We start from the raw sequence: 23,428 nt of genomic DNA on the forward strand, positions 1-23,428 counted from the left end.
ATGTCCGACTCGCACAAGAATGCCCTGGTTCCGGTAGCGTCGAAGGCATGAGGACCAGGCTGATATCCATACGCTCTGGATCACTGCTGGCCGGTCTGCTGCTGGCCCTGTCGGCGAGCGCTCTGGTGGTCGCCCCGCAGGCGTCGGCGGCCACCGGGGTCGCCGCCGTGGCGGAGGCCCTCAAGGACGGGCCGGTCTACGTCGATCCCCGGGCCGAGGCGCAGCTGCCCAAGGCCGAGGCCGACGCGCTCGCCGCGAAGATCAAGGACGCCGGCAAGCCGGTGTTCGTCGCCGTGCTGCCCGTGACGAGCGAGTTCCCCGCCGACGAGGTGCTGGGCGCCGTCCGGACCCAGACCGGGATCACCGGGCTCTACGCGATCCGGCTCGGCGACGGCTTCGACGCCGGGGCCGACCCGGCGGTCATGCCGGCCAACGCGGTACGCAACCTCACCGACGCGGTGAAGGTGGGGTCGCCCGACGCGGTGACGCAGCTCAACAACTTCGTCGACCAGGCCCTGCCCCAGGCCAGGGGCGGCGCCCCGGCCTCCTGGGGCACCGTCGGTGACACCGGCGCCCCGGGCGCCGGGCTGATCGTCCTCGGCACGGTGGCCGCGGTCGCCGGAGCGGGCGCGTACATGATGGTCAGGCGGAACCGGCAGAAGAAGGAGGAGGCCCGGCGCGAGGCCATCGAGCGGCTGCGCGTGGTCGTCGACGAGGACATCACGGCCTTCGGCGAGGAGCTCGACCGGCTGGACTTCCACCCCGGCGAGCCCGGCGCGGACGACGCCATGCGCGAGGACTACGAGCGGGGCCTGGACTCGTACGAGAAGGCCAAGCGGATCATGGCCTCCGTGCAGTACCCGGAAGAGGTCAAAGGGGTGACCCAGGCGCTGGAGGACGGGCGGTTCGCCCTGGCCTCTCTCGATGCCCGCCGCCAGGGCAGGCCGCTGCCCGAACGCCGCGCGCCCTGCTTCTTCGACCCCCGGCACGGGCCGAGTACCGAGGACGCCTCCTGGGCCCCGGCGGGTGGCGCCGCCCGTACCGTCCCGGTCTGCGCGGCGGACGCCGTACGGCTGCGCGACGGACTGGAGCCGGCGGTCCGCACGGTCGACACCGAGTACGGGCCGCGCCCGTACTACGACGCCGGCCCGGCGTACGGTCCGTGGGCCGGCGGCTACTTCGGCGGCGGCATGCTGCCCGGTCTGCTGGTGGGCACGATGCTCGGTTCGATGATGTCCAGTCCCGCCTACGCGTCCGACTTCGGCGGGGGCAACGGCTTCGAGGGCGGGGACTTCTCCGGAGCCGACTTCAACCCGTCCGACTTCGGCGGCGGGGACTTCGGTGGCGGTGGCGGCTTCGACGGCGGGGGCGGCTTCTAGGAGGACCCCTTCCGGGAGGTCCCTCCTGAGGGTCGCCGCCCCCGGCTCCGCACGTCAGGCCTGCTTGATCGCGGAGATGTCGAAGGTCAGCTTCACCTTGTCGCTGACCATCACACCGCCGGTCTCCAGCGCGGCGTTCCAGGTCAGGCCCCAGTCGGAGCGCAGGATCTCCGCGGAGCCCTCGAAGCCCACGCGCTCGTTGCCGTAGACGTCGGTGGCCGAGCCGTTGAACTCCAGGTCGATGGAGAGCGGCCGGGTGACGCCCTTGATCGTCAGGTCGCCGGTCACGCGGTACTTGTCGCCGCCCAGCTGGGCCGCCTCGGTGGAGCGGAAGCTCATCAGCGGGAAGGCCTCGGCGTCGAAGAAGTCACCGCCGCGCAGGTGGCCGTCGCGGTCGGCGATGCCGGTGTCCACGGAGGCGATCCGCACGTCGATCGAGGCGGTGGAGCGGGAGGGGTCCGCGCCGTCGAGGTGCAGGGTGCCCTCGTGGTCGGCGAAGCTGCCGCGGACGTTGGTCACCATCGCGTGGCGGACGGTGAAGCCGATGCTGCTGTGGGAGGCGTCGATGACGTAGTCGCCGGTGAGCGCGGCCAGGGCCGGGTCCACTTCCAGCGTGGTGACGGCGGCGTTGTCCAGGCCGGCGGACTCCTGGCTGCGGCGGGTGAAGATACCCATGATGTGCTCCTCGGTAGTGTCTGCGCGAGTGGGCTCGGCAGTTGTTGAACTTTCAACGAGGAAGACGCTAGACCTATTCCGTTCAAAATTCAACATCTGAGGCGTGTCTCGGGATTTTGTTGAACCTCCACAAAGGCCATGGGTGCTTGCTGGTGGAGTTCGCGCCTCGGCCGGAGGTTCTGTTCGGCCCGCACAGCGGAACGCGTCCGAGACTGTGTGGATCCAACGGAGGGTTTTCATAGACCGGCTTCGTAAGGTCAGTACATGACCGTTGTGGATCAGACTTCGAGCGAGCCGACGGATGCTCGCGGGCGCGTGGCCGAGCTGCACGACCTGCGCGAGCAGGCCGAGCGCGGCCCCAGTGACCGCGCGACCGAGGCGCAGCACGCCAAGGGCAAGCTGACCGCCCGGGAGCGCATCGCGCTCCTCCTCGACGAGGGTTCCTTCCACGAGGTCGAGCAACTGCGCAGGCACCGCGCGACCGGCTTCGGCCTGGAGTCCAAGAAGCCCTACACCGACGGTGTGATCACGGGCTGGGGCACGGTCGAGGGCCGTACGGTCTTCGTCTACGCCCACGACTTCCGGATCTTCGGCGGCGCCCTCGGTGAGGCCCACGCCACGAAGATCCACAAGATCATGGACATGGCCATCGCGGCCGGTGCCCCGCTTGTCTCCCTGAACGACGGCGCGGGCGCCCGTATCCAGGAGGGCGTCTCCGCCCTCGCCGGCTACGGCGGCATCTTCCAGCGCAACACCAGGGCCTCGGGCGTCATCCCGCAGATCTCGGTCATGCTGGGCCCGTGCGCCGGCGGCGCCGCGTACTCCCCGGCGCTGACGGACTTCGTCTTCATGGTCCGCGACACCTCGCAGATGTTCATCACCGGCCCGGACGTCGTCCGCGCGGTGACCGGCGAGGAGATCACCCAGAACGGCCTCGGCGGCGCGGACGTGCACGCCGAGACGAGCGGCGTCGCGCACTTCGCGTACGACGACGAGGAGACCTGCATCTCCGAGGTCCGCTACCTCATCTCGATGCTGCCCTCCAACAACCGCGAGAACCCGCCCGTCCACGAGACGAGCGACCCCGCGGACCGCCGCTCCGAGGTCCTCCTGGACCTGGTGCCGGCCGACGGCAACCGCCCGTACGACATGGTCAAGGTGATCGAGGAACTCGTCGACGAAGGCGACGTCCTGGAGATCCACGAGCGCTGGGCCCGCAACATCATCTGCGCCCTGGCCCGTCTCGACGGCCAGGTCGTGGGCATCGTCGCGAACCAGCCCGGCCACCTCGCCGGCGTCCTGGACATCCACGCGTCCGAGAAGGCCGCGCGGTTCGTGCAGCTCTGCGACGCGTTCAACATCCCGATCATCACGCTGCTGGACGTCCCCGGCTTCCTGCCGGGCGTGGACCAGGAGCACGGCGGCATCATCCGCCACGGCGCCAAGCTGCTGTACGCGTACTGCAACGCCACCGTGCCCCGGATCTCGCTGATCCTGCGCAAGGCCTACGGCGGCGCGTACATCGTCATGGACTCCCAGTCCATCGGCGCCGACATCACCTACGCCTGGCCCACCAACGAGATCGCCGTCATGGGCGCCGAGGGTGCGGCCAACGTCATCTTCCGCAAGCAGATCGCGGATGCCGAAGACCCCGAGGCGATGCGCGCGCGCATGGTCAAGGAGTACAAGGCCGAGCTGATGCACCCGTACTACGCGGCCGAGCGCGGCCTCGTGGACGACGTCATCGACCCCGCCGAGACCCGCTCCACGCTGATCAGCGCCCTCGCGATGCTCCGCAACAAGCACGCCGATCTGCCGTCCCGCAAGCACGGCAACCCGCCGCAGTAAGCAGCGAAGGAGACCTGCCACCACATGAGCCTCACCTCTGACACCCTGCTGAAGGTCGAGAAGGGCAACGCCGAGCCCGAGGAGCTGGCCGCGATCACCGCGATCCTGCTCGCCCGCGCCGCCGCGGCCCCCACGGCCGCCCCGGTGCACCGCATCGGCACCCAGGCCGGCTGGCGCCGCCTGGAGCGCTCCCCGGGCTTCCGCGCCCCGCACAGCTGGCAGGGCTAGTCCCCGCAGAACCACACGAAAGCGGGTGACGTCGACCACGACGTCACCCGCTTTTCGCGTACCCGCTCCCGCTTCCGCTCCCGCACCCGCTCCCGCCCCTGGGGCGCTCCGACACGAAGAGGCCCCCCGCCGGACGGCGGGGGGCCTCTTCGGACGCGATGCGCCGACTACCGCAGGCGTGCCATGAGGGCGTGCTCGACGAGCGTGATGAGCGCGCTCTTGGCGTCCGCGCGGTGGCGGGCGTCGGTGGTGATGATCGGGGCGTCCGGGCCGATCTGGAGTGCCTCGCGGACCTCTTCCGGGGTGTACGGCTGGTGCCCCTCGAAGCCGTTGAGGGCGATGACGAACGGCAGGCCGCTGTTCTCGAAGTAGTCGACGGCGGGGAAGCAGTCGGCGAGGCGGCGGGTGTCGACCAGGACGATGGCGCCGATGGCGCCGCGGACCAGGTCGTCCCACATGAACCAGAAGCGGTCCTGTCCGGGGGTGCCGAAGAGGTACAGGATCAGGTCCTGGTCCAGGGTGATGCGGCCGAAGTCCATGGCGACCGTGGTGGTCGTCTTGTCCCCGGTGTGGGTCAGATCGTCGATGCCCGCGCTCGCGGACGTCATCACGGCTTCGGTGCGCAGCGGGTTGATCTCGGAGACCGCGCCGACGAACGTGGTCTTGCCCACGCCGAAGCCGCCCGCCACCACGATCTTCGCGGAGGTGGTGGAGCGAGCGGGAGCCGCTCCGCCGTTAGAGCTTGCGAAGTCCACTGAGCACCCTTTCGAGCAGTGTCACATCTGGCTGGCCGCCGGCAGACTCGTCGCCGCCGGGCTGGTGAATGGCGACAAGCCCCGCCTCGGCCAGATCGGCGACGAGGATGCGGGCGACACCAAGAGGAATGGAGAGAAGTGCCGAGATCTCCGCGACGGATTTGATCTCCTGGCACAGACGGCAGATGCGCTGGTGCTCGGGCAACTGCCCTTGCAGCCGGGCGGGATCGGCCGTGGTACTGACCAGCGCCTCGATGGCGAGCTGGTAGCGCGGCCGGGTACGGCCGCCGGTCATCGCGTAGGGACGCACCAGCGGGTTGTGCGCCTTCGGGGCAGCCGGCTGCCGCGCGATCCGCGGCGGCTGCTGGGGCTGACCGTACGGCGGCTGCTGCTGGTAAGGGTTGTGCTCCGGCACGGGCCGGCTGGGAGCAGAGGGGAAGTTGAAGCGGTTCTGGTCGTGCCCACCCTGCGGCTGCTGAGCGCCGCCATAAGGATGACCTCCGGGTGTTGTCACGTTTCCTCCTCCGACTCCAAGAACGCAGTACTCCCTGTGGAACCGCGCCACCGCACCCTATGGTGCGATGACGCGAAACGCACTGCCTGTCTGCTAGTTGAGAAGACTTCCCTGCAGCTCCGAGCGCAGTTCCGGGGTGAGGACACTGCCGGCTCGGTCCACGAGGAGGGCCATCTCGTAGCCCACGAGGCCGATGTCGCACTCGGGGTGCGCGAGCACCGCGAGGGACGATCCATCGGAGACGGACATCAGGAAGAGGAACCCACGGTCCATCTCCACAACGGTCTGGTTGACGGCGCCACCCTCGAAGATGCGGGAGGCTCCGGCGGTCAGCGACGTCAGACCGGAGGCCACGGCCGCCAGCTGATCGGCGCGGTCGCGCGGGAATCCGTCGGACATCGCCAGAAGAAGGCCGTCGGCGGAGACCACCACCGTGTGGGACACCCCTGGGGTGTTGTCCACGAAGTTGGTGATCAACCAGTTCAGGTTCTGTGCCGCCTGGCTCATCGGGCTCACACTAACGCTCCTGGTCATAGCTGTTACTTGACTGCTCGGAACCCGCGCTGCGGCCCTGCTGGACACCGCGTCGCAGGTTGCTCAACCTGCCACGGACGTCCTCCGGTGCGCGGGAGACCTGGGGGCCGCCCTGCGGGGTCGTCTCCGCGGCGCCCTCGACCAGGTTGGCCTTGGGCACCCGCCGAGGGAGACCGGACTGGGTGACCCCGCCCGCCTTCGGCTCACGGAGCTTGCCGGCTTGCTGCCAGCGCTCGTCGTTCGCCGAGCGCCAGGCCGCGCTGCCTTCCGTGTTTTCCGTGCTTTGCGGGGGTTCCGGATTCCGCTCCGCCGCGGCGGGCTGCTGCTGACGCTGCGGCCGCTGCTCGAAGAGGGATCCGGTGGACTCCGCTTCCTGCTGCGCCGGTTGCCACTGCTGCTGGCCGCCGCGTCGCGGCAGGCCCGCTCCGGTCATGTCGTGACCGGTGTCGGCAGCGGCGCCCGGACGGTCGAAGCCTACGCGCTCCGGAGCGGGTTCGGGAGCGCGCTTGGGTTCCGATTCAGTCCCGTACCCCTGCTGGTAGGCAGCCGGATACGCGTTCTGCTCGGGCCATTCTGCCTGGTGGGACTGGGCTTCGTAGCCGCCGTCGTACACCTGGGCGTCCGCCGGCCCCTCCTGGTAGGAGGCCTCCGGATATTCGTAGCCCTGCTGCGGGTACGCCTCGTATCCCTGCGAGGTGTCGTACTCCTGCCGCGGCTGCTGCTCGTAGCCCTGGAAGTCCTGGTACCCGTGCTCAGGCTGGGGTTCCGGATACTCCTGGGGGGAGTGGCCGGAGTACTCCTGCTGCTCCTCCGGGAAGCTCACCTGGGCGGCCAGCGCGGCCCTGCGGCCCTGCTGCCCCAGGGACCGGCCGACCGGGTCGAGCTCGGTGCCGTCACCGTCCTGCCGGTCGTACTGCGAGTCGTCGAAGCCGAGCTCGGCGGCCGTACGCAGCGGGGCGGCCTGTTGGGCATGCTGCTGCGGGATGATCTGGGACACGGTGAAGTCGTCGTCAGGTATGCCCTCGCCACCGCCACCGTGGGTGATGGCGTCGGGGAGCATGACCAGCGAGGTCGTGCCCGCCGCCTCGCCCGAAGGGCGCAGCTGGACGCGGATGCTGTGGCGGTCCGCCAGCCGGCCGACCACGAACAGACCCATGCGCTGCGAGATCGCGGCGTCCACGGTCGGCGGGTTGGCCAGCTTGTGGTTGATGTCCGCGAAGTCCTCGGCGGTGAGGCCGATGCCCTTGTCGTGGATCTCGACCATCACGCGGCCGTCGGGCAGACGCGTGGCGTTGACGCGGACCTTGGTCTGCGGGGAGGAGAACGTGGTGGCGTTCTCCAGGAGCTCGGCCAGTAGGTGCACGAGGTCGGTCACGGCCTGGCCGTGGATCTCGGCCTCGGAGACGCCCGAGAACTCGATGCGCTCGTACTGCTCCACCTCGGAGGAGGCGGCGCGCAGGACGTCGACGAGGGGCACCGGCTGGTCCCAGCGGCGGCCCGGTTCCTCACCCGCGAGGATGAGGAGGTTCTCGCCGTTGCGGCGCATACGGGTGGCCAGGTGGTCCAGGCGGAAGAGGTTCTCCAGCTGGTCCGGGTCGGCCTCGTTGTTCTCCAGGTCGGTGATGAGGGTCAGCTGGCCCTCGATCAGCGACTGGTTGCGCATGGAGAGGTTCGTGAAGATCGCGTTGACGTTCCCTCGAAGGAGCGCCTGCTCGGCGGCGAGCCGCACGGCTTCCTGGTGAACCTGGTCGAAGGCGCGGGCGATCTCGCCGATCTCGTCCTGGGAGTCGATCGGGATCGGCACGATCCGGGTGTCGACCTTGCCCGGGTCGGTACGCGAGAGCTGGTCGACGAGCATCGGCAGGCGCTGCTCGGCGACGTCGAAGGCGGCGGAGCGCAGGCGGCGCATCGCGCGGCCCATCTGGCGGGCCATCATGGCCGCCATGATGAAGGCGACGAGCAGGGCCACGACCACGATGGCGCCGGTGACGATGGCGTCGTTGCGGGCGTCGTCGGAGACGGCCACCGCGTCCTTGACGGCCTTGTCGAGGAGTTCCTTCTCGACCTCGGCGTAGCCGTCGAACTTGGCGGTGGCGGCGGCCTGCCAGACCGGCGCGGTGGTGCCGTTGGCGGCCAGCTTGGTGTTCTTCTCGCCGCCGGCTATCGCCTCGGTCATGCCGGTGAGCACGGAGTCGTTGACCACGGGCGGGGCGACGAACTTGGTACCGGCGGTCTCGGCCTGCTGCTTGGCGGCGGCGAGCTTGGCCGCGCCCTCCTTCTTCTTCTTCTCCATCACCTCCTTGAGGCGGTTCACGTCCTCCTCGGTGCCGGCGGCGACGTACTCGCCGATGGCGATCTCTTCGAGGTAGGCGTAGGAGGAGAAGGCGACCAGCTGGGCCTTGCGGACGTCCTCGCTGTCCGCGGGGCGGACCAGGAGGTGCGTACCGACGGAGCGCTGCAGCGAATTGGCGGCCTTGGCCAGCTCGATCGCGTAGACCATGCGGCCGTAGCTGGTCACATTGCCGGTGCCGAGGCCGAGTTCGTTGGAGAACTGCATGAGGTAGTGCTGGACCTGCACATACCCCTCTTCGGTCGGGATGGGACCGAACTGGCTGGCCTGGAGGTTCTTCTTTGCCGTCTCCGGAATCGCGTAGGCGGTGGAGCGGACCTTCTCCAGCTTGGGCTCCTCCTGGCGGAAGAGCTCCATGCGGCGTTCCATGCCCTGTCCCTCGGGCAGGTCCTTCGCGGCCTGGTCGAACTTCGCCTTGGCCGCGTCGGTGGCCGCGTAGGCCTTCGCGACGGCCTCGTTGTTGCGGTCGCCCTTGAGGAGCGGCGCGGCCGTCAGGTCGCGCTCGTTGAGGAGGGCCTGGCCGTACTCGGCCGCAGCCTGGACGACGCGAGCTGTCTTCTCGGCGTCCTTGGCCTCGTTCCAGGTGTCGATGGAGCCCTTCACCTGGAAGCCGCCCATGACCAGTCCGACGAGGACGGGCACGAGCAGGATGGCGTTCAGCTTCGTCGGCACGCGCCAGTTGCGCGGCGCGAACCTGCTGGTGCTGCCGCTCTTCGGCACGTCCACGGGCACGTCGACGGGCGACGCGGCCGCGCGCGGCGGCGGGGTGAAATTGCCGCGCGCGGGTTCATCCATGGGGCTCGAGTTGCTTCGCCTCACTCGACCAACAACCTCTCGGCGGTGCTACTAGCTAGTTCGATGAATTCCAGCACGGGTAACGGCCGTGTTCCAAACAGTTGAAATCGACCCTTCCCGGAGACTTATGCCTCACATAAACCGGACATAAAGAGCGAGGTGCGGCAAATATAGGGAGAGTTGTGAGCGCAGCGGCACCAGGCGAACGCACCCTGTGCCCAACTCGCCGGAATTCTCTGTCGAAACGTTATGAACCAGAAGGGCGGGCCGTGTCGTACGACACAACCCGCCCCTCCCTCGCGCATGTGAAACCGTGTTACTTGAGTCGCGCCATGAGGGCGTGCTCGACGAGCGTGATGAGCGCGCTCTTGGCGTCCGCGCGGTGGCGGGCGTCGGTGGTGATGATCGGGGCGTCCGGGCCGATCTGGAGCGCCTCGCGGACCTCTTCCGGGGTGTACGGCTGGTACCCCTCGAAGCCGTTCAGGGCCACGACGAACGGCAGGCCGCTGTTCTCGAAGTAGTCGACGGCGGGGAAGCAGTCGGCGAGGCGGCGGGTGTCGACCAGGACGATGGCGCCGATGGCGCCGCGGACCAGGTCGTCCCACATGAACCAGAAGCGGTCCTGTCCGGGGGTGCCGAAGAGGTACAGGATCAGGTCCTGGTCCAGGGTGATGCGGCCGAAGTCCATGGCGACCGTGGTGGTCGTCTTGTCCCCGGTGTGGGTCAGATCGTCGATGCCCGCGCTCGCGGACGTCATCACGGCTTCGGTGCGCAGCGGGTTGATCTCGGAGACCGCGCCGACGAACGTGGTCTTGCCCACGCCGAAGCCGCCCGCCACCACGATCTTCGCGGAGGTGGTGGAGCGAGGAGCCGCTCCGCCGTTAGAGCTTGCGAAGTCCACTGAGAACCCTCTCGAGCAGCGTTACATCCGGCGTGCCGCCGGCCTCTCCATTGCCCGGCTGGTGGATGGCCACCATTCCGGCTTCCGCCAGGTCGGCGACGAGGATTCGGGCGACACCGAGCGGCATCGACAGCAGTGCGGAGACCTCCGCGACCGACTTCACCTCGCGGCACAGCGTGCATATGCGCTGGTGCTCCGGGAGGAGGGTCGACAGGTGCATCGGATCGGCCGTGGTGCTGACCAGCGCCTCGATGGCGAGCTGGTAGCGCGGCCGGGTCCGGCCACCGGTCATCGCGTACGGACGTACCAGCGGCTGGTCGCCTTCCGAGTACGACGAGTCGCCGTACGGATCGGAATAGGCGGGGGGCGGGGTCATTGATCCTCCGGGCTGGACAGCAGTGGTCAGCGTGCCGTCTGACGGGGCGGCCGGTGGGGGGACGGTATGACGGCCTGGCGGTGGTACTGGGTTCCGGGGCGGGTACCCCGGTCTCCCGGCCGGAAGTACCGTCCGGCCGGGAGATGGGCGGTCAGATGAGCAGGCTTCCCTGGAGCTCCGAGCGCAGTTCCGGGGTGAGGACACTGCCGGCTCGGTCCACGAGGAGGGCCATCTCGTAGCCCACGAGGCCGATGTCGCACTCGGGGTGCGCCAGTACGGCCAGCGAGGAACCGTCGGAGACGGACATCAGGAAGAGGAACCCGCGGTCCATCTCCACGACGGTCTGGTTGACGGCGCCGCCCTCGAAGATGCGGGAGGCACCGGCGGTCAGCGACGTCAGACCGGAGGCCACGGCCGCCAGCTGATCGGCGCGGTCACGCGGGAACCCCTCGGACATCGCCAGAAGGAGGCCGTCGGCGGAGACCACCACCGTGTGGGACACCCCAGGGGTGTTGTCCACGAAGTTGGTGATCAACCAGTTCAGGTTCTGTGCCGCCTGGCTCATCGAACTCAACTAACGCTCCTGCTGGTAAGTGGGGTCGATGTGGTAACTGCCGGTCGCCGGACCGCTGTTGCCGGCCTGGCGACCCTGCTGGATACCGCGTCGGAGGTTGGTCAGACGGCCGCGGACGTCGTCCGGGGCACGTGAGACCTGCGGACCGGGCTGGGCGTCGGACTGCTGCTGCGCGGTGCCTGCGACGAGGTTCGCCCGCGGTACGCGCCGGGGCAGACCGGAGGTGGTGATACCGCCGGCGGCGGGCTGGCGCACGCGTTCGGCCTGCCGCATCAGCTCATCGTTCGGCGAGGACTTCCAGCTGACGGTCGGCGTGGCGCCGGTCGTCGCCTGGGCGGACTCGGCCGCGGGCTCCTGGCCGCGCGGCGGCAGGGGACGGTGCGCGCGCTGCGGACCGGTCGGGGCCGTGGGGGCCGCCTGCCGGTGCTGCTGCGGCTGCTGGGATGCGGCCGGTCCCTGCGCGGAGGACTGCCCGTCCTCCTCGCGGAACCAGTTCGACTCCAGCGTGTCGAAGATGGGGCTGCGCGCCTCGCCCTGGCCCTGGGCCGGCGGCAGCGCCTCCGGCTGGTGGCCTTGCGGGAGCCGCGGGGGCTCGGGCCGCGAGGCGGGTACGGGGGCGTAGGCCCCGCCCGACTGCGGAGCCTGGCCCGGCCGGCCGAAGCCGCCGACACCGGGACCGCCGGGCCGGGTGGCCTGGACGTCCGGGCGCTCGAACTGCCCGGTGGCGGACGGGCCCAGGGAGCCGCCGCGCACGTCGGGACGCTCGAACTGGCCGGTCGTACCGCCGTTGTACTGGGCCGGGGGCTGCGGGGCGTTGAAGTCCGGGCGGGCGAACTCGGCCGTCGAGCCGGGGCCCGTCAGCTCGTCGTGGCCGCGCGGAACCTCGTGACCGCCCTGGCCGGCGCCCCAGCTGGTGGCCTGCGGGATCCCAGCGGGCGTACCCGTACCCGGGAGCTCCGGACGCGGTGCGCCACCGTGCGGCGGCAGCTGCGGGCGGGGGCCCCGCTGGGCCGGAGCGGCGGGCGCCGACGGCTGCTGGTGCTGCTGAGGGGGCTGCGGCCGCTCGAAACCGTTGCCCTGCGGGAAGCCGGCCGGGCCGGAAGCCGAGGGCGCCGCCGGAGCGGGCGCCGCAGGCCGGGCCTGCGGACCGCGACCGGCCAGCGGGGCACCGGAACCGAAGGCACCCTGGCCCTGGCCCTGGCCCGTGGGCGCGGCGGGCGCACCCTGCGGCCGGGCGGAGGGACCACCCGGCTGCTGGGGCCGGCCGCCCTGCGGACGCTGGCCGGGGCCACCGTCACGCGGGGGCAGAGCCGCACGCTGGCCGCCGCCGGAGACCTGGCCGCGCTGCGGGGCACCGCCCACGGGGGGACGCGCACCTCCACCGGGCACGGAACCCTGGGCCGAGGAGGCGCCCTGCGGACCGGCGCCGCCCTGGCCCGGAACCGGACCCGGCTTCTTGCCGCCCTGGGCGACGTCCACCGGGAGCATGACGAGGGCCGTAGTACCGCCCGAGTCGGACGGGCGCAGCTGGATGCGGATGCCGTGTCGCAGGGACAGGCGGCCGACCACGAACAGGCCCATGCGGCGGGATACGGAGACGTCCACGGTCGGCGGCGACGCGAGCCGCTCGTTGATCGCGGCGAGGTCCTCGGGGGAGAGGCCGATACCGGTGTCGTGGATCTCGACGAGCACACGGCCGTCGGGAAGCGCGTGACCGGTGACCTTGACCTTGGTCTGCGGGGAGGAGAACGAGGTGGCGTTCTCCAGCAGCTCGGCGAGCAGGTGCACGAGGTCGTTGACGACGCGGCCGGCGACGTCGGTGCCGGGCACCGACGCGAGTTCGATGCGCTCGTACTGCTCCACCTCGGACGCGGCGGCGCGGAGCACGTCGACGAGCGGGACGGGGCGGGTCCACCGGCGGCCCGGCTCCTCGCCCGCGAGGACGAGGAGGTTTTCGCCGTTCCGGCGCATACGGGTCGCGAGGTGGTCGAGCTTGAAGAGCGAGGACAGCTGGTCCGGGTCGGCCTCACGCGACTCCAGCTCGGAGATGAGCGAGAGCTGGCGCTGGATCAGACCCTGGGAACGGCGCGAGAGGTTGGTGAACATCGCGTTGACGTTGCCTCGCAGGAGGGCCTGCTCGGCGGCGAGGCGGACGGCCTCGCGGTGCACGTCGTCGAAGGCCGCGGCCACCTGGCCGATCTCGTCGCGGGTGTGCAGGCCGACCGACTCCACGGACGTGTCCACGTCCTGCGGGTCGGACTCGGAGAGCTGCTTGACGAGCTCCGGCAGACGGTCCTGGGCGACGCGGGTGGCGGTGTCCTGGAGGCGGCGCAGCGAGCGGATCATGGAGCGGGCCATGACGAAGGCGCCGACGAGGGAGACACCGAGGACGAGGAGGATCAGGGCACCGTTGATGATGGCGTCCTGCTGCGACTCGTTCTTGAGCTCGCGGGCCTTCTGCTCCATGTCTTCGAGCAGGGTGAGCTCGATGACCTTCATCGCCTGGATCTTGTTGTCGTCGGCGTCGTACCAGTCCAGCCAGGACCGGTTCTTCTCCTTGACGAACTGACCCTGGGTGCTCAGGACACGGCGGGCGTAGTGGTCGGCGGTGCCGATCTCCGGGTTGCTGTCGCCGAGTGCCGCGAGGAGCTCCTCGGGCTTGCCCTGGTAGACGAGTTCGAAGGTCTTCTTCGACTGGCTCTCGCCGCGGAGCGCGGAGAGGGCGTACAGCCGGTCGTTCTCCTCGAGCTTGCCGACGCTGGTCGAGGCGGAGGGGTCGGGGAGCGACGCCGCGATGATCGCGCGCTGGATCGAGGCGTACTCCTTGGCGGAGGAGAACGCCGCCAGGGCACGGGTACGCTTGATCATCTCGGGGTTCGAGGTGGCCTGGGCCATGTCCTGCGAGAGCGAGAGCAGCGAGACGATCAGCGCGTTGTACTCGGTGACGGTCTGCTGGGCGCCGTTCTGGTACGCCTTCTTGCGGATGTCCTCGATGCCGGTGAGCTGACGGCCGATCTGCAGGATGTTGTTGCGGATCGACTTGAGCGTCTCGTCCTTGTCCTCCGCGCCGTCGACCTTGTCGGTCGCGGCGGCGAAGGACTTGGCGGCCGCGTCCGTCTGGTCGCGGACGCCCTGGACGATGCTGTTGGCCTTGGCCGACTCGGTCGCCGAGAGCGGACCCGCAGTCTTGTCCCGCTCCTCCTGGAGCATGGCGGCCAGGTTGGTGGCCTGCCGGGTCATGGTCGTCAGCAGCTGCATGTGCTCAAGCTGCGAGATGTCGTTGAGCGAGTCGTTGATGCGGAAGCCACCGAGCGTGGTGGCCGCGACGACCGGCAGGGTCAGCAGCGACACCAGTCGCGTGCTGATGCGCCAGTTCTGCATGGCCAGACGGGAACCGGGCCCACTGGGGGCCTTCGGTATCGCCACGTCCAGCTCTGCGGACTGGTCCTTGACCTTGTCCTTGGCCTTCGAGGTGCCCTTGGACTTGCCGCGTCCCTTGGCCTTCGCCATGGCGGAGGCGTTGGGGCTCGCTCCTTCGGCAGCCGGCCCGCGGTTCTGGGCGTGCTGGGGCGATGAGCCACGGTCGGTCCCGCCGCGCGGCTCTTGCTCCGCCGCGGCGTCCCCTCGGCCCTGACGGGCCTGGGGAGACCCCATTCCATCCCTCTTGAATCGTCCCTGCACTAGCGTCGCAACCTCTGGACCAGGCGTCCCGCCGGGCGACCGGTGGGACGGTGTCGAGTCGTGGGGCACTAACGGCCCCATGGTGGTCGTCGGTGACCGGCGCGTCTCCCTCTCCTTGCCACCGCGCTCGGCGCTGAGTCGCGCCACCTGCGCGCCGGCTGATTCCCGCGGCGGTCCCGCGAATTCCAGCACAGTGGCGGATCTCCAACAAGGTGCGCGTGTCGGCCTGGAGAGTCGGTCACGTTGTGCGACGGCCCGACTACGCGCCGTGGAAGGCCTTTCGGGATGAACCGGACTTACGCCATCCAAACAGTGCTGCTGTCAAGGTGTCCCAGTCGAGATGATCAGGAGCGGAATGCCGCATTCAGTGGCGCAATGTCCGTTTCTTCGGGTGAAATTGACCGTCCGTTATGACCGGAATGCCTGGCCGTGGGTGAGCAAACTCACACGGCCCTGGCCATTACTTCACAGTTCGGTCCTTGATTCACATGTTTAGCCTTGCTCTTTACAAGGTTGGCGAACCGACAACCGACACCCCGACGAGCGAGCCGAGGGCCCGAAACTCCGATGAAGACGACAATGATGTTCCGCAACATAGCCAACCCGCGCCGCACCACCCTCATGCACCTCAAGGACGCCGAGGAGCTGCAGACGGTGGAGGTTCAGGAGCACACCGTCGACCTGCCGGCCCAGACCGCGAACCCGCGCCGCACCATCCTCATGGACGCGCCGGTCGCCAGCGCCGCGCGGTAGACCCTCCGCGAAGGAACGCGAAGCGCCGCTGCCCACCGCGTTAGCCTGGAGTCCGCAGATTCCAGCCAGCGGATATACAGAGGGGCAGACGCAACACGTGCGCATCGCCAGGTTCTCGATCGACGGCAATGTCGCGTTCGGGGCGGTCGAGGGCTCCGCCCCCGACGAGCTCGTTCTCGACATCATCAAGGGCATCCCGTTCGCGGACTTCGAGCTGTCCGGCACGAAGGTCCCGCTGAGCAAGGTCCGGCTGCTGCCGCCCGTGCTCCCGAACAAGGTCGTGGCCATCGGCCGCAACTACGCGGAGCACGTGGCGGAGCTGGGCCACGCCATCGTTGACGACCAAGGCCGTCCCGAGCCGCCCATCACCTTCTTCAAGCCCTCCACCTCGGTGGTCGGCTCGGGTGACCCGATCACGTACCCCTCCTTCTCCCAGGACCTCCACCACGAGGCGGAGCTCGCCGTGGTCATCGGCCGCATGTGCCGCGAGGTCCCCAAGGAGCGCGTCAAGGACGTGATCCTCGGCTACACCTGCGCCAACGACGTCACCGCGCGCGACGTCCAGCAGCGCGAGAAGCAGTGGGCCCGCGCCAAGGGCTTCGACAGCTCCTGCCCGCTGGGCCCCTGGATCGAGACCGATCTGGACCCGAGCGACCTGACCATCCAGTGCACGGTCAACGGCGAACAGCGCCAGCTCGGCCGCACCAGCGACATGGTCCGCTCCATCGAGGACCTGATCGTCCACATCACCGAGGCCATGACACTGCTCCCGGGCGACGTCATCCTCACGGGGACCCCGGCCGGAGTCGGCCCCCTCAACGTCGGCGACGAGGTCGCCGTCACCATCGAAGGCATCGGCACTCTCACCAACAAGGTGATCAAGCGTGGCTAACGCGAACGTCCGCGTACGTTTCTGTCCCTCCCCGACCGGCAACCCCCACGTGGGCCTGGTCCGGACCGCCCTCTTCAACTGGGCGTTCGCCCGCCACCACGGCGGTACGTTCGTCTTCCGCATCGAGGACACCGACGCGGCCCGTGACTCCGAGGAGTCGTACGAGCAGCTGCTCGATTCGCTGCGCTGGCTCGGCTTCACCTGGGACGAGGGCCCCGAGGTCGGCGGCCCGTACGCCCCGTACCGCCAGTCCCAGCGCATGGACATCTACGCGGACGTCGCCCAGCGGCTGCGCGACGGCGGTTACGCGTACGACTGCTACTGCACCACCGAGGAGCTGGACGCGCGCCGCGCCGCCGCCCGCGCGGCCGGCAAGCCCTCCGGTTACGACGGCCACTGCCGCGAGCTGACCCAGGTGCAGCTGGAGGCGTTCCAGGGCGAGCACCGCCCCTCGATCGTCCGCTTCCGGATGCCCGACGAGCCGATCACCTTCACGGACCTGGTCCGCGGCGAGCTGACCTTCACCCCGGAGAACGTGCCGGACTTCGGCATCCTGCGGGCCAACGGCGCCCCCCTGTATACGCTGGTCAACCCGGTCGACGACGCGCTGATGCAGATCACGCACGTGCTGCGCGGCGAGGACCTGCTGTCCTCCACCCCGCGTCAGATCGCGCTCTACAAGGCGCTGATGGAACTCGGCATCGCCACGGACGTCCCGCAGTTCGGCCACCTGCCGTACGTGATGGGCGAGGGCAACAAGAAGCTCTCCAAGCGCGACCCCGAGTCCTCGCTCAATCTGTACCGCGAGCGCGGCTTCCTCCCCGAGGGCCTGCTGAACTACCTTTCGCTGCTCGGCTGGTCCTTCTCCCACGACCGGGACATCTTCTCGATCGAGGAGATGGTGGCGAAGTTCGACATCCCGGACGTCAACGCGAACCCGGCGCGCTTCGACATCAAGAAGGCGGAGGCGATCAACGCCGACCACATCCGCCTGCTGGACCCGAAGGCCTTCGCGGACGCCTGCACGCCGTGGCTCCGGGCCCCGCACGCCAACTGGGAGCCGGAGGACTTCGACCCCGAGGCCTGGGCGGCCATCGCGCCGTACGCCCAGACCCGCGTGACCGTCCTGTCGGACATCACCGCCAACGTGGACTTCCTGTTCCGCAAGGAGCCGGTCGAGGACCAGGCGTCCTGGGACAAGGCCATGAAGGGCGACCCGGCGGCCCTCCTGACGACGGCCCGCGAGCACCTCGCCGGCGCCGACTGGAGCGACCCCGAGTCCCTCAAGCAGGCCGTCCTCACCGCCGGCGAGGCCCACGGCCTCAAGCTCGGCAAGGCCCAGGCCCCGGTCCGCGTGGCCGTCACCGGCCGTACGGTGGGCCTGCCGCTCTTCGAGTCCCTGCAGATCCTGGGCAAGGAGCGCTCCCTGGCCCGCATCGAAGCGGCCCTGGCGAAGCTCGCCGCCTGACCCGCACCCCCCGAAGGGGCGGCAGCCGACCGGCTGCCGCCCCTTCGGCATGGCCGGCGCCGACTTCGTCGTCATGCCCGTCCAGGGCGTCCCCGCGGCGTAGGCTCGGCCCATGCCGATCCGCGCCGTGCTGTGGGACATCGACGACACCCTGTTCGACTACACCGGGGCCGACCGGGCCGGGCTGGCGCGGCACCTGGCCGAGGAGGGGCTGGCGGAGCGGTACGGGTCCCCGGCCGAGGCGCTCTCCCTGTGGCGCCGGCTCACCGACCGGCACTGGGCGCGTTTCGGCGCCGGGGAGGTCACCTTCGAGGGCCAGCGCCGGGACCGGGTCCGGGACTTCCTCGGGGCGCCGCGGCTGAGCGACGACGAGGCCGAGGACTGGTTCGGGCGGTACGTCGCGCACTACCGGGCCGCCTGGGCGGTGTTCCCCGACGTGGTGCCCGTACTGGACGCCCTGGCGGCCGGATACCGGCACGGGGTGCTCTCCAACTCCTCCGTGGCCAACCAGGACCCCAAGCTGCGGGCGCTCGGGCTGCGCGAGCGCTTCGAGGTGCTGGTCTGCGCCGCCGAGCTGGGCTTCAGCAAGCCCGAGGCCGAGGCCTTCCTCGCCGCGTGCGGGGCGCTCGGGCTGCCGCCTGGCGAGGTGGCGTACGTGGGGGACCAGCCGGAGATCGACGCCCGCGGCGCCCGCGACGCGGGGCTCACGGCGTTCTGGCTCGACCGCGAGGGAGGGCGCGGAGCAGCTCCCTCCGGTGTGCACCGGATCGCCGGGCTCGCCCAGCTCCCGGAGCTGCTGGCACGGGATACCCGTTTTGGAGCACGGTCAGGCATCCGGTAATGTTCTTTCTGCGCCGCCGGAGCGGGCCGAGAGGCCGGACACGGGGGCGCTAACCAAACAAAGTCCCTCAAGGGCTTGCGTTTTGGTGGGCTATAGTGTAATTGGCAACACGAGGGTTTCTGGTTCCCTTATTCTAGGTTCGAGTCCTGGTAGCCCAGCGCAGTGCAGAAGTAACGCAGTGCTTTGCCCCCGTTGTGTAGCGGCCTAGCACGCCGCCCTCTCAAGGCGGTAGCGCCGGTTCGAATCCGGTCGGGGGTACAGATCCTTCCCGCGAGATCTCCAGGTCGCACCTCGACGTCTCGATGCAGGATCGCTAGGGCCCCCGTTGTGTAGCGGCCTAGCACGCCGCCCTCTCAAGGCGGTAGCGCCGGTTCGAATCCGGTCGGGGGTACTGTGTCTAGCTGGTCTAGACCATTGGGCTATAGTGTAATTGGCAACACGAGGGTTTCTGGTTCCCTTATTCTAGGTTCGAGTCCTGGTAGCCCAGCGTAGTACCGCAGTAACAGCTAGCCCCCGTTGTGTAGCGGCCTAGCACGCCGCCCTCTCAAGGCGGTAGCGCCGGTTCGAATCCGGTCGGGGGTACGCACGGAAGAGGCCTTTCGCGATCATCGCGGAAGGCCTCTTCGCTTTGCCCGTACGCACGCACAAGTGCGGGCCCGGAGGCGCGTGTTCGGACGTGTGCGGCGTCGAACGCGCCCCCGGGCCCGGGGGTGTGCGGGTGGGAAGGGAACGGGCGGGTCAGCCGGAGCGGCGCAGGGCCTCCGTGAGGCGGGCGGCCGCGTCGATCACGGCCTGGGCGTGCATCCGGCCCGGGTGGCGGGTCAGGCGCTCGATCGGCCCGGAGACCGACACGGAGGCCACGACGCGGTTCGACGGCCCGCGCACCGGCGCCGAGACGGAGGCCACGCCGGGCTCCCGCTCGCCGATCGACTGCGCCCAGCCGCGACGCCGTACGCCCGAGAGCGCCGTCGCCGTGAAACGCGCGCCCTGTAGGCCCCGGTGGAGCCGCTCGGGCTCCTCCCAGGCCATCAGGATCTGCGCGGCCGAGCCGGCCTTCATGGGGAGCGTGGAGCCCACCGGGACGGTGTCCCGCAGACCCGACAGCCGCTCGGCGGCCGCCACGCAGATACGCATATCGCCCTGACGCCGGTAGAGCTGCGCGCTCTCGCCGGTCACGTCACGGAGGTGGGTGAGCACCGGTCCGGCCGTGGCCAGCAGGCGGTCCTCGCCGGCCGCGGCGGCAAGCTCTGCCAGCCGCGGGCCGAGGATGAACCGGCCCTGCATGTCCCTCGCCACCATCCGGTGGTGTTCCAGTGCCACGGCAAGGCGATGTGCCGTGGGTCGTGCGAGCCCTGTCGCCGCGACCAGCCCGGCGAGGGTGGCCGGACCGGACTCCAGTGCGCTCAATACCAGAGCTGCCTTGTCGAGAACGCCGACGCCGCTAGAGTTGTCCATGAAACGATATTCGCGTCTCACACTGTGAAACGCAAGTTCAATTTTTCCAAGAACCAGCGAGTCTGTATGTACGGGTCCACGAACCACTGGGTCCGAGACGGTCAGCCGGAGGGAAAGCGATGGGTAGGACACTCGCGGAGAAGGTCTGGGACGACCATGTCGTCCGGCGCGCCGAGGGCGAGCCCGACCTCCTCTTCATCGATCTGCACCTGCTGCACGAGGTGACCAGCCCCCAGGCCTTCGAGGGCCTGCGGCAGGCCGGCCGCAAGGTCCGTCGCCTGGACCTCACCATCGCGACCGAGGACCACAACACCCCCACCCTCGACATCGACAAGCCGATCGCGGACCCGGTCTCCCGGGCCCAGCTGGAGACGCTGCGCAAGAACTGCGCCGAGTTCGGCGTACGCCTGCACTCGCTGGGCGACGTCGAGCAGGGCGTCGTCCACGTCGTGGGACCGCAGCTGGGTCTGACCCAGCCCGGCACCACCGTGGTCTGCGGTGACTCGCACACCTCCACGCACGGCGCCTTCGGCGCGCTGGCCTTCGGCATCGGCACCAGCCAGGTCGAGCACGTGCTGGCCACCCAGACGCTGCCGCTGGCCCGTCCGAAGACGATGGCGATCACCGTCACCGGCGCGCTGGCCGAGGGCGTCACCGCCAAGGACCTGATCCTGGCGATCATCGCCAAGATCGGTACCGGCGGCGGCCAGGGCTACATCCTGGAGTACCGCGGCGAGGCCGTCGAGAAGCTGTCGATGGAAGCCCGCATGACCATCTGCAACATGTCGATCGAGGCCGGTGCCCGCGCGGGCATGATCGCCCCCGACCAGACCACCTTCGACTACCTGGAGGGCCGCGACCACGCCCCCACGGGTGAGGAGTGGGACGCGGCGGTCGCGTACTGGAAGACGCTGCGCTCCGACGACGACGCGGTCTTCGACGCCGAGGTCGTCATCGACGGCACCACGCTGTCCCCGTTCGTCACCTGGGGCACCAACCCGGGCCAGGGCGCGCCGCTGTCGGCCAACGTCCCCGACCCGGCTTCGTACGAGGACGCTTCGGAGCGTCTCGCCGCCGAAAAGGCCCTGGAATACATGGGGTTGACGGCCGGACAGCCGCTGCGCGACATCAGGGTCGACACCGTCTTCGTAGGTTCCTGCACCAACGGCCGCATCGAGGACCTGCGCGCCGTCGCCGGGATCATCGAGGGCCGCAAAGTCGCCGACGGCGTACGGATGCTGGTCGTCCCGGGCTCGGTCCGCGTCGCGCTCCAGGCCGTGGAAGAGGGCCTGGACACGGTCTTCAAGGAGGCCGGCGCCGAATGGCGGCACGCGGGCTGCTCGATGTGTCTGGGCATGAACCCCGACCAACTGGCGCCCGGTGAGCGCTCCGCGTCCACCTCCAACCGCAACTTCGAGGGCCGCCAGGGCAAGGGCGGGCGCACCCACCTGGTCTCGCCGCAGGTGGCCGCGGCCACCGCGGTGCTGGGCCATCTGGCCTCGCCCGCCGACCTGTCAGGATCGTCGGCCGTCAACGCCCCCGCAGGAGTCTGAACCATGGAAGCCTTCACCACCCACACCGGCCGGGCCGTCCCGCTGCGCCGCGGCAACGTCGACACCGACCAGATCATCCCGGCCCACTGGCTGAAGAAGATCACCCGCGACGGCTTCGAGGACGGGCTCTTCGAGGCCTGGCGCAAGGACCCGGAGTTCGTCACGAACCGCCCGGAGCGCGAGGGCGCGACCGTGCTGGTCGCCGGCCCCGATTTCGGTACCGGTTCCTCGCGTGAGCACGCCGTATGGGCCCTGCAGAACTTCGGCTTCAAGACGGTCATCTCCTCCCGGTTCGCCGACATCTTCCGCGGCAACTCGCTGAAGAACGGGCTGCTGACCGTGGTCCTGCCGCAGGAGACGGTCGAGCGGCTGTGGGAGCTGACCGAGGCCGACCCGACCGCCGAGATCACGGTGGACCTGGTCGCCCGGCAGGTCCGAGCGGAGGGCGTCGAGGCGGAGTTCGAGCTCGACGACAATGCCCGTTGGCGTCTGCTGGAGGGGCTGGACGACATCTCGCTCACCCTTCAGAACGAAGCGGACATCGCCACCTACGAAAGCACCCGACCCACCTACAAGCCGCGCACGATTCGGGCCTGATTCCGGCCTGATCAGCGCTTATTCGCCCTTGGGTGATCGCGACGACAACACTGTGCCCCTCGCCTTCCGGCGGGGGGCACAGCCGTGTGTTGGGGCCCCGTGAGGCGACAACTCGCCCCAGATGGCACAATCTGTGCATGGAACGCGACAGTCAACTTGAGCTCTACGAACTCGTCGCGAACCGATTGAAAGAAGCACACGCAAGGGTGCGCACGCTGCAAGTCCCGGAGGGCGTAAGGATGGCGCTGTCCCGGAAGCTGTTGGTCGTCACGGCCGCGGCGAAGCATGATCTCGCCGATGCGGCAAGGCGCCTGGACAGGTTGATGAAGGACCTCGACGAGGGTCGATTCCCTGAAGGCGACTGATGCGAAGGAACTCCGTAACGGCCTACATCGTTGCGGCACTAGGGTGATTAGCCCGTTTCGTGTTTGATTTGCGGTATATATCCGCCTAACGTGCGAAATAAGCTTGAACACATTCGTTCTGGCGAAGTCTCCGAAGGGGAAGACGTGAACAAGGCGCAGCTCGTAGAAGCGATTGCCGACAAGCTGGGCGGCCGCCAGCAGGCCGCGGACGCCGTCGACGCGGTACTCGACGCCATCGTCCGCGCGACCGTCGCGGGCGACCGGGTCTCGGTCACGGGCTTCGGCTCGTTCGAGAAGGTCGACCGCCCGGCCCGTTACGCCCGCAACCCGCAGACCGGTGAGCGCGTCCGGGTCAAGAAGACCTCGGTCCCCCGATTCCGTGCGGGCCAGGGCTTCAAGGACCTGGTCAGCGGCACCAAGAAGCTCCCCAAGGGCGGCGAGGTGTCGGTGAAGAAGGCCCCCAAGGGCAGCCTCACCGGAGGCGCTGCCGTGACGGTCAAGAAGGCCGCGGCCAAGAAGGCCGTCACCGCCAAGAAGGCGGCGGCGAAGACCGCGGTCGCGAAGAAGGCCGTCGCCAAGAAGACCACCGCCGCCGCGAAGAAGACGACCGCGAAGACCGCGGTGGCGAAGAAGGCAGCGCCGGCGGCGAAGAAGGCCACCGTCAAGAAGGCCGCGGCCACCGCGAAGAAGGCCGCGGCCACGAAGACCGCTCCGGCGGCCAAGAAGGCCACCGCGAAGACCACGGCGCCCGCCACCAAGAAGGCGACGGCGCGCAAGACCACCGCGAAGAAGACCACGGCCCGCAAGAAGTAAGGGCCGACCGTCACACACGCCGGGCCGGCTTCCCCTTGGGTGGGGAAGCCGGCCCGCGGTGCTGTCCTGGACTGTCTTCGC

Annotated in this window: 21 protein-coding genes and 5 tRNA genes; 16 read left to right on the forward strand and 10 right to left on the reverse strand. The window is 69.5% G+C overall.

All coding sequences use genetic code 11. The features are described 5' to 3' along the window. Positions 1 to 47 precede the first annotated feature (47 nt). Complete coding sequence (locus MTF65_RS21310) at positions 48 to 1,379, forward strand: hypothetical protein (RefSeq protein ID WP_243630498.1); 1,332 nt, start codon at positions 48 to 50, stop codon at positions 1,377 to 1,379. Between the two features lie 54 nt (positions 1,380 to 1,433). Here the strand turns inward: MTF65_RS21310 and MTF65_RS21315 are convergent, their stop codons facing one another. After that, on the reverse strand, positions 1,434 to 2,054 hold the full coding sequence (locus tag MTF65_RS21315) for a YceI family protein (protein WP_243630499.1): 621 nt from the start codon (positions 2,052 to 2,054) through the stop codon (positions 1,434 to 1,436). A gap of 264 nt (positions 2,055 to 2,318) precedes the next feature. On the opposite strand from MTF65_RS21315, the gene MTF65_RS21320 reads away from it, so the two are divergent. Both MTF65_RS21320 and MTF65_RS21325 read left to right on the forward strand, forming a co-directional pair. Continuing rightward, positions 2,319 to 3,902: an acyl-CoA carboxylase subunit beta gene (locus MTF65_RS21320; protein ID WP_243630500.1), complete on the forward strand. Its 1,584-nt coding sequence runs from the start codon at positions 2,319 to 2,321 to the stop codon at positions 3,900 to 3,902. A gap of 24 nt (positions 3,903 to 3,926) precedes the next feature. Beyond that, positions 3,927 to 4,130 (forward strand): acyl-CoA carboxylase subunit epsilon, encoded by a 204-nt coding sequence (locus MTF65_RS21325; RefSeq protein WP_243630501.1) that lies wholly within the window; start codon positions 3,927 to 3,929, stop codon positions 4,128 to 4,130. A 167-nt stretch (positions 4,131 to 4,297) separates the two neighbouring features. Here the strand turns inward: MTF65_RS21325 and MTF65_RS21330 are convergent, their stop codons facing one another. The 8 genes from MTF65_RS21330 to MTF65_RS21365 all read right to left on the reverse strand — a co-directional run bounded on the left by MTF65_RS21330 (position 4,298) and on the right by MTF65_RS21365 (position 14,583). Further along, a complete protein-coding gene (locus MTF65_RS21330) occupies positions 4,298 to 4,885 on the reverse strand; it encodes an ATP/GTP-binding protein (RefSeq protein WP_243630502.1) in 588 nt (195 codons plus the stop codon). Further along, complete coding sequence (locus MTF65_RS21335; RefSeq protein WP_243630503.1) at positions 4,866 to 5,399, reverse strand: DUF742 domain-containing protein; 534 nt, start codon at positions 5,397 to 5,399, stop codon at positions 4,866 to 4,868. Before MTF65_RS21335 ends, MTF65_RS21330 begins: the two co-directional genes overlap by 20 nt. A 93-nt stretch (positions 5,400 to 5,492) precedes the next feature. Then, on the reverse strand, positions 5,493 to 5,906 hold the full coding sequence (locus tag MTF65_RS21340; RefSeq protein ID WP_008739857.1) for a roadblock/LC7 domain-containing protein: 414 nt from the start codon (positions 5,904 to 5,906) through the stop codon (positions 5,493 to 5,495). 10 nt (positions 5,907 to 5,916) lie between these two features. Next, positions 5,917 to 9,102 carry a nitrate- and nitrite sensing domain-containing protein gene (locus MTF65_RS21345; protein WP_243630504.1) on the reverse strand — a complete coding sequence of 1,062 codons (3,186 nt, stop codon included), beginning with the start codon at positions 9,100 to 9,102 and terminating at the stop codon, positions 5,917 to 5,919. 292 nt (positions 9,103 to 9,394) lie between these two features. Then, the gene (locus MTF65_RS21350; RefSeq protein ID WP_073776607.1) at positions 9,395 to 9,979 is read right to left on the reverse strand and encodes an ATP/GTP-binding protein; all 585 of its coding nucleotides are present in this window, start codon (positions 9,977 to 9,979) and stop codon (positions 9,395 to 9,397) included. Then, positions 9,960 to 10,355, reverse strand: coding sequence for a DUF742 domain-containing protein (locus MTF65_RS21355; RefSeq protein WP_243630505.1), 396 nt, complete (start codon positions 10,353 to 10,355; stop codon positions 9,960 to 9,962). Before MTF65_RS21355 ends, MTF65_RS21350 begins: the two co-directional genes overlap by 20 nt. 151 nt (positions 10,356 to 10,506) lie before the next feature. Beyond that, the gene (locus MTF65_RS21360; RefSeq protein ID WP_308407201.1) at positions 10,507 to 10,920 is read right to left on the reverse strand and encodes a roadblock/LC7 domain-containing protein; all 414 of its coding nucleotides are present in this window, start codon (positions 10,918 to 10,920) and stop codon (positions 10,507 to 10,509) included. A gap of 9 nt (positions 10,921 to 10,929) precedes the next feature. Next, entirely contained in the window at positions 10,930 to 14,583 is a 3,654-nt protein-coding gene (locus MTF65_RS21365) for a nitrate- and nitrite sensing domain-containing protein (protein WP_243630507.1), read from the reverse strand. Between the two features lie 594 nt (positions 14,584 to 15,177). Here MTF65_RS21365 and MTF65_RS21370 point away from each other — a divergent pair. The 9 genes from MTF65_RS21370 (at position 15,178) to MTF65_RS21410 (ending at position 19,146) form a co-directional block, all read left to right on the forward strand. Next, entirely contained in the window at positions 15,178 to 15,363 is a 186-nt protein-coding gene (locus tag MTF65_RS21370; protein WP_243630508.1) for a hypothetical protein, read from the forward strand. 97 nt (positions 15,364 to 15,460) lie between these two features. After that, positions 15,461 to 16,255 (forward strand): fumarylacetoacetate hydrolase family protein, encoded by a 795-nt coding sequence (locus MTF65_RS21375; RefSeq protein ID WP_243630509.1) that lies wholly within the window; start codon positions 15,461 to 15,463, stop codon positions 16,253 to 16,255. Continuing rightward, complete coding sequence (gene gltX, locus MTF65_RS21380; RefSeq protein ID WP_243630510.1) at positions 16,248 to 17,723, forward strand: glutamate--tRNA ligase; 1,476 nt, start codon at positions 16,248 to 16,250, stop codon at positions 17,721 to 17,723. The genes MTF65_RS21375 and gltX overlap by 8 nt, the downstream gene beginning before the upstream one ends. 112 nt (positions 17,724 to 17,835) lie before the next feature. Continuing rightward, positions 17,836 to 18,564, forward strand: coding sequence for an HAD family hydrolase (locus MTF65_RS21385; RefSeq protein ID WP_243630511.1), 729 nt, complete (start codon positions 17,836 to 17,838; stop codon positions 18,562 to 18,564). An 86-nt stretch (positions 18,565 to 18,650) separates the two neighbouring features. After that, positions 18,651 to 18,722: transfer RNA gene (locus MTF65_RS21390), tRNA-Gln, on the forward strand. Between the two features lie 27 nt (positions 18,723 to 18,749). Then, positions 18,750 to 18,822 (forward strand) — tRNA-Glu (locus MTF65_RS21395). A 60-nt stretch (positions 18,823 to 18,882) separates the two neighbouring features. Continuing rightward, positions 18,883 to 18,955 (forward strand) — tRNA-Glu (locus MTF65_RS21400). 24 nt (positions 18,956 to 18,979) lie between these two features. Continuing rightward, positions 18,980 to 19,051 (forward strand) — tRNA-Gln (locus tag MTF65_RS21405). 22 nt (positions 19,052 to 19,073) lie between these two features. After that, a tRNA-Glu gene (locus MTF65_RS21410) sits at positions 19,074 to 19,146 on the forward strand. A 156-nt stretch (positions 19,147 to 19,302) separates the two neighbouring features. On the opposite strand, the gene ndgR is transcribed toward MTF65_RS21410, so the two are convergent. After that, entirely contained in the window at positions 19,303 to 20,019 is a 717-nt protein-coding gene (gene ndgR, locus MTF65_RS21415; protein ID WP_007266782.1) for an IclR family transcriptional regulator NdgR, read from the reverse strand. Positions 20,020 to 20,138: 119 nt separating this feature from the next. Between ndgR and leuC the strand changes: the two genes are divergently transcribed. The 4 genes from leuC (at position 20,139) to MTF65_RS21435 (ending at position 23,347) form a co-directional block, all read left to right on the forward strand. After that, positions 20,139 to 21,572, forward strand: coding sequence for a 3-isopropylmalate dehydratase large subunit (leuC, locus tag MTF65_RS21420; protein ID WP_243630512.1), 1,434 nt, complete (start codon positions 20,139 to 20,141; stop codon positions 21,570 to 21,572). Between the two features lie 3 nt (positions 21,573 to 21,575). Then, positions 21,576 to 22,169: a 3-isopropylmalate dehydratase small subunit gene (gene leuD, locus MTF65_RS21425; RefSeq protein ID WP_243630513.1), complete on the forward strand. Its 594-nt coding sequence runs from the start codon at positions 21,576 to 21,578 to the stop codon at positions 22,167 to 22,169. A gap of 137 nt (positions 22,170 to 22,306) precedes the next feature. Beyond that, positions 22,307 to 22,534: a hypothetical protein gene (locus MTF65_RS21430; RefSeq protein ID WP_243630514.1), complete on the forward strand. Its 228-nt coding sequence runs from the start codon at positions 22,307 to 22,309 to the stop codon at positions 22,532 to 22,534. 144 nt (positions 22,535 to 22,678) lie between these two features. Next, positions 22,679 to 23,347 carry an HU family DNA-binding protein gene (locus MTF65_RS21435; RefSeq protein ID WP_243630515.1) on the forward strand — a complete coding sequence of 223 codons (669 nt, stop codon included), beginning with the start codon at positions 22,679 to 22,681 and terminating at the stop codon, positions 23,345 to 23,347. Positions 23,348 to 23,428 lie beyond the last annotated feature (81 nt).

The sequence above is a fragment of the Streptomyces sp. APSN-46.1 genome (assembly GCF_022815725.1).
Lineage (GTDB): Bacteria > Actinomycetota > Actinomycetes > Streptomycetales > Streptomycetaceae > Streptomyces.

Excerpts from the sequence above, each read along its gene's own strand:
- MTF65_RS21310 (WP_243630498.1), top strand. The coding sequence starts at position 48 with ATGAGGACCAGGCTGATATCCATACGCTCTGGATCACTGCTGGCCGGT.
- MTF65_RS21315 (WP_243630499.1), bottom strand. The coding sequence starts at position 2,054 with ATGGGTATCTTCACCCGCCGCAGCCAGGAGTCCGCCGGCCTGGACAAC.
- MTF65_RS21320 (WP_243630500.1), top strand. The coding sequence starts at position 2,319 with ATGACCGTTGTGGATCAGACTTCGAGCGAGCCGACGGATGCTCGCGGG.
- MTF65_RS21325 (WP_243630501.1), top strand. The coding sequence starts at position 3,927 with ATGAGCCTCACCTCTGACACCCTGCTGAAGGTCGAGAAGGGCAACGCC.
- MTF65_RS21340 (WP_008739857.1), bottom strand. The coding sequence starts at position 5,906 with ATGAGCCAGGCGGCACAGAACCTGAACTGGTTGATCACCAACTTCGTG.
- MTF65_RS21355 (WP_243630505.1), bottom strand. The coding sequence starts at position 10,355 with ATGACCCCGCCCCCCGCCTATTCCGATCCGTACGGCGACTCGTCGTAC.
- MTF65_RS21360 (WP_308407201.1), bottom strand. The coding sequence starts at position 10,920 with ATGAGCCAGGCGGCACAGAACCTGAACTGGTTGATCACCAACTTCGTG.
- MTF65_RS21365 (WP_243630507.1), bottom strand. The coding sequence starts at position 14,583 with ATGGGGTCTCCCCAGGCCCGTCAGGGCCGAGGGGACGCCGCGGCGGAG.
- MTF65_RS21370 (WP_243630508.1), top strand. The coding sequence starts at position 15,178 with ATGAAGACGACAATGATGTTCCGCAACATAGCCAACCCGCGCCGCACC.
- MTF65_RS21385 (WP_243630511.1), top strand. The coding sequence starts at position 17,836 with ATGCCGATCCGCGCCGTGCTGTGGGACATCGACGACACCCTGTTCGAC.
- ndgR (WP_007266782.1), bottom strand. The coding sequence starts at position 20,019 with ATGGACAACTCTAGCGGCGTCGGCGTTCTCGACAAGGCAGCTCTGGTA.
- leuC (WP_243630512.1), top strand. The coding sequence starts at position 20,139 with ATGGGTAGGACACTCGCGGAGAAGGTCTGGGACGACCATGTCGTCCGG.
- leuD (WP_243630513.1), top strand. The coding sequence starts at position 21,576 with ATGGAAGCCTTCACCACCCACACCGGCCGGGCCGTCCCGCTGCGCCGC.
- MTF65_RS21430 (WP_243630514.1), top strand. The coding sequence starts at position 22,307 with ATGGAACGCGACAGTCAACTTGAGCTCTACGAACTCGTCGCGAACCGA.